This window comes from Veillonella sp., assembly GCF_015058545.1.
Taxonomy (GTDB): Bacteria; Bacillota; Negativicutes; order Veillonellales; family Veillonellaceae; genus Veillonella_A.
The window spans coordinates 1-7,875 of the sequence record NZ_SVCB01000093.1 but is presented as its reverse complement, the minus strand read 5'-3'; the positions used below and the strand labels follow the sequence as shown (position 1 = coordinate 7,875).

The 7,875-nt window shown below is 37.2% G+C and carries 7 protein-coding genes and 1 pseudogene; all 8 read right to left on the bottom strand.

Annotated features, from left to right (window positions below; genetic code table 11):
- A pseudogene (locus tag E7204_RS06290) lies at window positions 1-478 on the bottom strand (energy transducer TonB); the annotation flags it as partial.
- Between the two features lie 94 nt (window positions 479-572).
- Window positions 573-977, bottom strand: coding sequence for a biopolymer transporter ExbD (locus E7204_RS06285; protein WP_021842479.1), 405 nt, complete (start codon window positions 975-977; stop codon window positions 573-575).
- Window positions 974-1,588, bottom strand: coding sequence for a MotA/TolQ/ExbB proton channel family protein (locus E7204_RS06280; protein WP_021842480.1), 615 nt, complete (start codon window positions 1,586-1,588; stop codon window positions 974-976). Before E7204_RS06280 ends, E7204_RS06285 begins: the two co-directional genes overlap by 4 nt.
- A gap of 118 nt (window positions 1,589-1,706) precedes the next feature.
- Complete coding sequence (locus E7204_RS06275) at window positions 1,707-3,668, bottom strand: TonB-dependent receptor (RefSeq protein ID WP_295182850.1); 1,962 nt, start codon at window positions 3,666-3,668, stop codon at window positions 1,707-1,709.
- 178 nt (window positions 3,669-3,846) lie between these two features.
- The gene (locus E7204_RS06270) at window positions 3,847-5,823 is read right to left on the bottom strand and encodes a TonB-dependent receptor (protein ID WP_295182849.1); all 1,977 of its coding nucleotides are present in this window, start codon (window positions 5,821-5,823) and stop codon (window positions 3,847-3,849) included.
- Window positions 5,824-5,927: 104 nt separating this feature from the next.
- Complete coding sequence (locus tag E7204_RS06265; RefSeq protein ID WP_295182848.1) at window positions 5,928-6,665, bottom strand: energy transducer TonB; 738 nt, start codon at window positions 6,663-6,665, stop codon at window positions 5,928-5,930.
- Between the two features lie 11 nt (window positions 6,666-6,676).
- Window positions 6,677-7,066 carry a biopolymer transporter ExbD gene (locus E7204_RS06260; protein ID WP_295182847.1) on the bottom strand — a complete coding sequence of 130 codons (390 nt, stop codon included), beginning with the start codon at window positions 7,064-7,066 and terminating at the stop codon, window positions 6,677-6,679.
- Window positions 7,067-7,070: 4 nt separating this feature from the next.
- Window positions 7,071-7,688 (bottom strand): MotA/TolQ/ExbB proton channel family protein, encoded by a 618-nt coding sequence (locus tag E7204_RS06255; RefSeq protein ID WP_295182846.1) that lies wholly within the window; start codon window positions 7,686-7,688, stop codon window positions 7,071-7,073.
- Window positions 7,689-7,875: the final 187 nt, after the last annotated feature.

The window sequence follows — 7,875 nt, the reverse complement described above, 5'->3', positions numbered from 1 at the left end:
TAAAACTAACTGTCCCGGTCAAATTTCGACGAGCAGCTTGTGCCGGCATAACCTTATTAGCCTCAACCCGAGCATAGTATCCCCCGGCATCAAAACTGCCACCGCTTTGTGCCGGTTCTTCAGCCGGTGTTCCATCGGCAGTACCATAACCTTCAGTACCTGTACCGGTACCGAATTGATTACTGCCACCTTCGCCCAGCGTATCTGTAATGCCCGGATTGCCGACTTGACTGCCTACATCGCCTCTGACATTAACACCTGCGTCCTCATGTCCGCCTAAATACGGATTCAAATCTTTTAAACCTTCCGTTGGTTTGCCTGATAAATCAGGCAATATTGTGCCGGCTTTACCACCATTCAGCATATCCTCTACAGGCTTATTAGGTTGATTCGCTTTAGGCTGTTCCGTACTGACTTCATATTTGCTCATGTCTATATTAACGACTAAATCATTGTACTTTGTCTCATAGTTTGACATAGTTTGAAGTGCTATCGCTACCGATGTTATGAAAACGGCATTTATCGCTATGGATAATAATAACGGCGTTCTATAATTTTGTCCTATCATAGAGTCACTTCCGTTCTGTTGCTACACTAACAAATCGTGCCCCGTTAACTTTTAAATCGTCTAGTATTTCAATAACATCGTTATATACTACATCTTTCGATGCTCTCACAACAAATGCTTGTTCCGGCATTTTATTTACAATCGCTTTTATTTCATTTGGCAGATCATTTGGATTAATTTCGCGCTCATTAAGATACATTTTATGAGTACTCGTTAAAGAAATAGTAATCGGTTCTATTGTTTTAGCACTGGAACTAGATGCTTTTGGCAAACTTAGCGGAATTTGTTGTTCAGTATTCATATATAAAGTGCTCATCATGAAAAATACCAATAAAAAGAAAACTATATCTATCATCGGTATAATCATAATATCCGGTTCTTTATCTATACCTTTGGACCGTCGTTTCATAATGAATGGCTCCTGTTATACACATCCAAAATATTACCAAAACTTTGTTCCAGTCTAGCTATAAAAGTATTCACTTTATAAGCACAATAGCTATGAAAAAATAAAGCAATAATGGCTACTGTCAAACCTGTTGCTGTGGCTATTAACGCTTCAGATACACCACCGGTAATAACCGTAGGTGCGCCAATATCACCGCCAACCGCAGCAAAAGAGCGAATCATACCCACTACGGTACCTAATAAGCCTAATAAAGGAGCCATAGTTACCATCATGGATAACCAATTAAGACCTCGCTTTAAGTCCATATCAACAATAGTGACTGTATCCTCTAAACGATTAGTTAAATTGAGATAATTTCGAGCTGCTTTCATAGACATAACCAAATGTCCCACCATATTATTGTCTAAGGACTCAAGTTGATTTAATAAAGCTGACCATGCTTTATTTTCTTGGTCGTATTCGGTTACTGTTTTTAACTGACTGAGAGTCTGACTAAATTGACGATATAAGCGTATTCTTTCAATACCAATAGTCCATGACGCAATTAAAAATATAAGCAATGGATACATAACTAAACCACCGGCATTAAATAAATGAATTATATGCTCCATAATGTTCCTCCAAATATACTATTTTGACCTGTCATTCACTAAAGAATGTTATCCGATCAAATATTTAAGTATATATTAAGCAGCACAATCAACATTTATAATTGTGCTGCTTATTTAATTAAAACTTGTAGGAATAGTCAACCATATAGTTTCTGCCTAAAGAGTAGAAATTAGATGTACTGTTTGTCAAAATGTCTTTTCTATCGAAAAGATTGTTTATATGTAACGAGATTCTTTGATTAGCATTAGGCTCATATGCTACATGTAAATCTGTAAAGAATTGAGGTTTAATGTGACGTTGATATTTATCGGCTGACGTTCTGTTCCCCACAAAGTTTGTCATCAAATCAGCGCTCCATTTATCCTTTTGATAATGCAAGCCACTTGTAATCTGATATTTGTTATAAATCGAATGCCAATCCGAATCGCCGTAAATCTTACCGGAACGAGTCTTTGGATTTTGGAACATTATACCCCAGTTGCTTGAGAATTCCTTATTGTGCTGTAATACAGTAGATAATTCAATACCTGTACTGCGCTGATCTTGGTTGTTATACTCTACATCGATTAAACCATGTGTCTCAATTACTTTAGCTTCAATCGCATCTTTTATATCATAGTGGAACAGAGCTACTTTATAGGTGGCTTTACCTGTAATTTTCTTATAACCTATTTCGTAATGTGTTCCCGATTCAGGTTTTAAATCTAATTTCGGATATATATTACCGATACCGAAAATCTGTGTTAACGCCGGCAATCGGAAAGATTTGCCTACTTTGCCGTACACCGATGTATTTTGATCAATTTGGTGAATATATTGAATTTCCGGAGTAAATTTACTCATGCTGTCATTTTTAGTTTCCGTACTTACTCCGTTTACAGTTTGCTCAGCTTTAATATTATTAGCCCATGTTTGTCGTGCACTCACTATTACATTGTCTTTTTCAGATGCCGCATAATCCACCGAGGCGAATAAGGAGTACGTATTTCGCTTCTGAGTACTTCCTGTTTTAACCGCAGTACTTTGAGACATGCCGGATGAGCCCGTAGTCGCTGTGCCACGCAAGTCCATATCTTCGAATTTTACATCACCACCAATAAGGAATACGGCTTTATCTGTTAAAAATTCCTTTTGTAAGCTAATATTCGTATTATGACCTTTCCGCCAAGAGTATAAGTCTTTAGCCGCCTTAACGCCTCTAGTGCTTACCCCGGTTTGATAGGAAGTCTTTTCCTGAGTGCCATAGGAAATATAACCCTTCCAAGTATCTTTGTCATAGTTTAAGGTAAATAAGTTATCTCTATCCTCATAATCATTAACTTTCCAAAGTTTACCTTTATACATGTTATTATCGTTATATACTAAATAACGATTCTTGTTCGTATTGTAATATTGTGAAAAAGTTACTCCGTCGGTAATTTTATATTTCCAAAGCAAAGAGCGCTTATTCCCATTATCATAATCATAATGAGTTTTGTTACGACCGGTTGAATACGAATTACCTGCCATTTCTGCAGCAAAACCTCTATGTTCGGCACTCATCATAATAGAAAATCTATCATCACCAAATGTTAATGATCCTCTTTGTTTACCAAAATTGCCTACACCTACCGATACTTGGTTATTAACATGACCTTTTGTACGAATGTTAATTACACCACCGGTGGCTTCGCTACCATATAAAACAGTACCGCCACCTTTTACAACTTCAATGCTATCAATAATATCGGTAGGAATGTCATCCAAATTGTATTTACCATCCTGATTCAACGGCACACCGTCTAATAATACTAAAGTCCCTTTTTCTACGCCACGAATCATTATTTTACTGGTCATCGTCCCCATAGATGTGCCATTAAACCCTTGCGATTGAGAAATAACGCCTAAAGTATTCTGCAATACATCATATGCGTTGGCCGCTCCTGTCCTTTGAATATCTTCTTGTGTATATACATCAACAATAGCAGGCGTAGCTAAATCAGTAGCTTCCAAACGTTTAGCGGTAACAGTTACAACGTGTGTATTGATTTCACCGTCAACTTTATTTACATTAGTATCCACTGTTTCTGCAAATGCCATATTAGACATATAGCATAAAATGCCCATTGTTAAATAAAAAACTCTCTTCTTACCGATGTACATATTACTACCTCCCAAAAACCTCTAAAAAAACAAGTATCTCAAACCCATACATACTTGTTAAACAAATTACTTCACACCCTAAACACAAAAAAGTAACTTGTATTCATATAAAAAACTAGAATGTATGTTGATAACTAACAGTATAATTAAATGGATTATCCCAGTATTCCCATGCACCATTAGTAATTACATTATGTCTATCTAAAATATTATTAAGATTGATTTGAACAGTATCATTTTTACTGAATGCATACGAAACATAAGCATTTAAATTAATTAAATCCGGATTAGTTCCGCCATCTCTGTTTTTCAAGCGTTTAGTTAACCAATTCAACGCAATTCCTGCATCCAACTTGTCATCGGTATAATTTAACCCCGCATTAAATTGAAGTTTTGGATACGCTTGATTCCATGTAGATACACCGATTTCCTGTTTTTTAGGATTAGAATAAGTTGTCCCTAAAGACAAAGTTAATTTATCGGACAATAAATGCTTGTAATCTAATTCTATGCCGGTATTTTGGAATTTGCCGCCATTAATTCGAACCGTATTCTTACCGGTATCAGGGTCCGGTGCCCAATCGAAGAAGTTTTTAAAGTCCATATAGAATAAGGCTACTTTCCATGAATCTTTTTCAGTTACATGTTTATAACCAACTTCGTAGTTCCAGCCTTCTTCCGGTTTTAAGTTTAGCCCGCTAATCGCCTGATAGCCACCATTTACGTATTTAAAAGTATCAGATAAATTTGGCATCGTGAATGCTTTACCGACATTCGAGTAAATAGATGAATGCTCGTCCAATTTATACAGCATCTGCCATTGAGGCATAAATACATTTTGATCATTTACCGGGTCAGCAATTTTTTGAAAACGGGCGCCTAGAATAGTAGTTAATTTAGGATTAATCTCATAAGAATAACTACCATACAACGCTATATTATTTCGTCCGGCTTTTACATTTGAAGTAGCCGCTGCGGTACCCTTATAAGTATCACGGCTAACTAATAACCCCCCGATAAAAGAGTCCTTATTATCGCGTAAACTCCATTCATGTTGAATGTCAACGCCATACTTACGAGCTAGATAATTACTTGCATTTTCAGTCCACTTATTAGCCGCCAAATTTTTGCTTTCCCCATATAAATCACGATCTGTATAAAAAACTAGGGCTTTAGTATTGTCATAATCATAAGTCAATGATACATTATTCTTTTTATCATTATAGTGATAGCGCTTGCTTTCTTTAGCCTCTGTAGTCTTCGGTTTTGTTAACGTCCCCGGAACCACAATTTGACCATACGTGGAGTTGGACTCACTGCGCATATAACTTAAGTCCAAGCGTTCACTCAACTTAGCATTTAAAGCAATATTAAATAAATCACCTTTGCCGCGTTCATTATAATATTCATATTTACGCTTGCCGTCTAAATCCTTACGATTTGGACTCGTTCTGTCAACAGCTCCGAAAAACTCTTTACCTACGGCAATATTAAAATCTTTATTGCCGGCCGAGACCAAATATTGCTTAAATCCTAAATTACCTACCCCAACCTTAGCTTTAACATAATCCGTTTCAGGTGTTGAAGTTATAATATTGATAACCCCACCCATAGCCTCAGCACCATATAATGTGGAAGACGCACCTTTTACAATTTCAACTTTTTCCACATTTTCCGGTAATAAGCCACTTAAGCTATTTTTACCGTTCAAATTAATAGGAGCGCCATTAATCAGAATAAGCGCACCACGTTCTAACCCTCGAATATTTACTCGGCTATCCATAGAACCATAATCAAGTCCGCCTGCCCCATAAGAGAAATTCGTAATCCCTGTTGTAAACGAAATAGCATCAAATACAGTCTTAGCCCCTGTATTTTTAATATCTTCTTTAGTCAATACTGTTGTTGCCGCCGGAGTTTCCAATTCTCTTGTTTCTGTACGTTGAGCTGTAACTACAATCGGATCCAATGTATATGAATCAGAAGTTACATCAGCACCTAAAACAACACCCGTATACAAACAATTTGATACAACACTTAGTAAAATTAATTTTCTTAACACAGATTTGTTTAGTACACTCTTTTTTGTCATAATAACCTCTTAACACCAATACCAAAAACAAAACACCTGATGTGTCTAACTTCATGATTAAACACATAAAAATATATTCGAGTTGCGATAAATTCCCTAATTTTTTATCGTAACTGGAATTCCACATTAACACTGGTAGTTGTACTTATTGGCTCACTGCCTCTTCTGGCCGGTTCAAACCGCCAACTACTTACTGCATCCAAGGCAGCCTGATCCAAAATATCACTGCCTGATGAATCATTTACCCACACTGACTCAACACTTCCGTCAGCGCCTATAGTCAATCCTACGCCAACACTGCCACGCACATTTTGGTTACGTGCCGCTCTTGGATATTTTGGTTTAGGCGTATAGGTTGGTACCGGTCTGTAAAAAGTAGTATCAACGTCAGTACCATTAGCATCACCCTGAATACCGGGCTCTGTTCCGGTACCGAAACCGGCAAGACCACCGCTACCTGAACCACTGCCGCCACTATTAAGAGCTGAGTCCAAGCCCGCATTTATCACCCCTTGCTGAGTCGTTTCCTGATGTTTAGTAACAATACTATTTTCATTATTACTGGTTAATGGCTCAGAATATTCAGGTAATGCCGTTATAGGCGTTACTGCCGGTAAATTAGCTCCAAAATTCCCACTACCGTCACCACCGTCGCCACCACTATTAGGATTGCCCTTAGGATTAGGATGTTTAATTTCTACATAATCAATCTCAATAATCGATGACATATCATCCGCTTTAGGAATGGCCGGCCATGGCAAAAAAGGAATAACGGATAATACAACGGCATGAAAAATAAGTGAGGCGACCCAAGGCTTAGTCCACATATTTCGACTATTCATTGAATTCTCTCCTATCGTTCTTCAGCGGCTATAGATACTTTTTGAATCCCTGATTTTTTAGCGGTATCGATAACGCTTACTACACGTCCATAATTAACCCCTGCATCACCGCGAACAATAATAGCCATCTCCGGATTTTTACTCTTTTCAGCATCTAAGCGTACTTTTAACTGCCCTTCCGGAATACGCTCTTGTTCAAGATAAATAGCTCCATCTGCTGTTACCGTTATCGGCAATACTTTATCTAAATTCACTTTAGATGTAGCCGCTTGCGGCAATTGAATAGGAACACTCTTTTGAACTACCATTGTCAACATGCTCATCATGAAAAATACCAATAAGAAGAAGATAATATCAATCATAGGTATAATCATCAATTTAGGTTGATGTTCTATTTTCATTGACTTAAGCTTCATGACGTACACCCGCATTCGTATTAATTACATATAAAGAAGCAACATACTCAATATCGGCAATCAATACATTAACACGCTGAGCCAAATATGTATGAATTACCAAAGCCAATATAGCAACCAATAAACCCGTAGCGGTCGCAATTAACGCTTCACCGACACCGCCGGTAATAGCAAACGGTTCGCCGGATTCAATCGAGAGTACACTAAAAGAGCCAATCATACCCACAACAGTACCCAATAAGCCTAATAATGGCGATAAGGTAACAATAGTTTCTAAATAATTCAGATATTTCTTCAATTGGAATACTTCGTGCGTAGCAATACTTTCTACCACATCACTAGCTTTTAAATCTTCAGTACGTTCAATAATAGCCGTTTTAACTATATTACCGGCTACGCCCCCTGCTTCATCACAAAGTTCCTTAGCTTCATTTAATTGACGATTGCGCAGTAAATTCGGTAATTGTTCTTTTAATAATTCAATATTGGATGATGCCGCTTTATAACATAAATACCGATTTACACCTATTGTTACTGCTATAATTGAAGCTAGTAAAATAGGATACATAACTAAGCCACCCTTATGAAATAATGCTAAAATTTCCACGCTTTTTTGCCCTCCTTAGCAAATAAAATACCTACACCTTTGTTTACACAATCCCCAATATTCGCTCCTTTTTATTGACACAAATTTTAACTTTTTGTTCATGTTAATTTTATCCCTAATTCATGTGCAACAAATCATAACCACCCGTAGAACGGGTGGTTTGCTCTGACCCTATAAGGGTCTTTCT

Bases quoted from the DNA above. Each gene is read 5' to 3' on its own strand.
- E7204_RS06285 (WP_021842479.1), bottom strand. From the start codon at position 977: ATGAAACGACGGTCCAAAGGTATAGATAAAGAACCGGATATTATGATT.
- E7204_RS06280 (WP_021842480.1), bottom strand. From the start codon at position 1,588: ATGGAGCATATAATTCATTTATTTAATGCCGGTGGTTTAGTTATGTAT.
- E7204_RS06275 (WP_295182850.1), bottom strand. From the start codon at position 3,668: ATGGCATTTGCAGAAACAGTGGATACTAATGTAAATAAAGTTGACGGT.
- E7204_RS06270 (WP_295182849.1), bottom strand. From the start codon at position 5,823: ATGACAAAAAAGAGTGTACTAAACAAATCTGTGTTAAGAAAATTAATT.
- E7204_RS06265 (WP_295182848.1), bottom strand. From the start codon at position 6,665: ATGAATAGTCGAAATATGTGGACTAAGCCTTGGGTCGCCTCACTTATT.
- E7204_RS06260 (WP_295182847.1), bottom strand. From the start codon at position 7,066: ATGAAAATAGAACATCAACCTAAATTGATGATTATACCTATGATTGAT.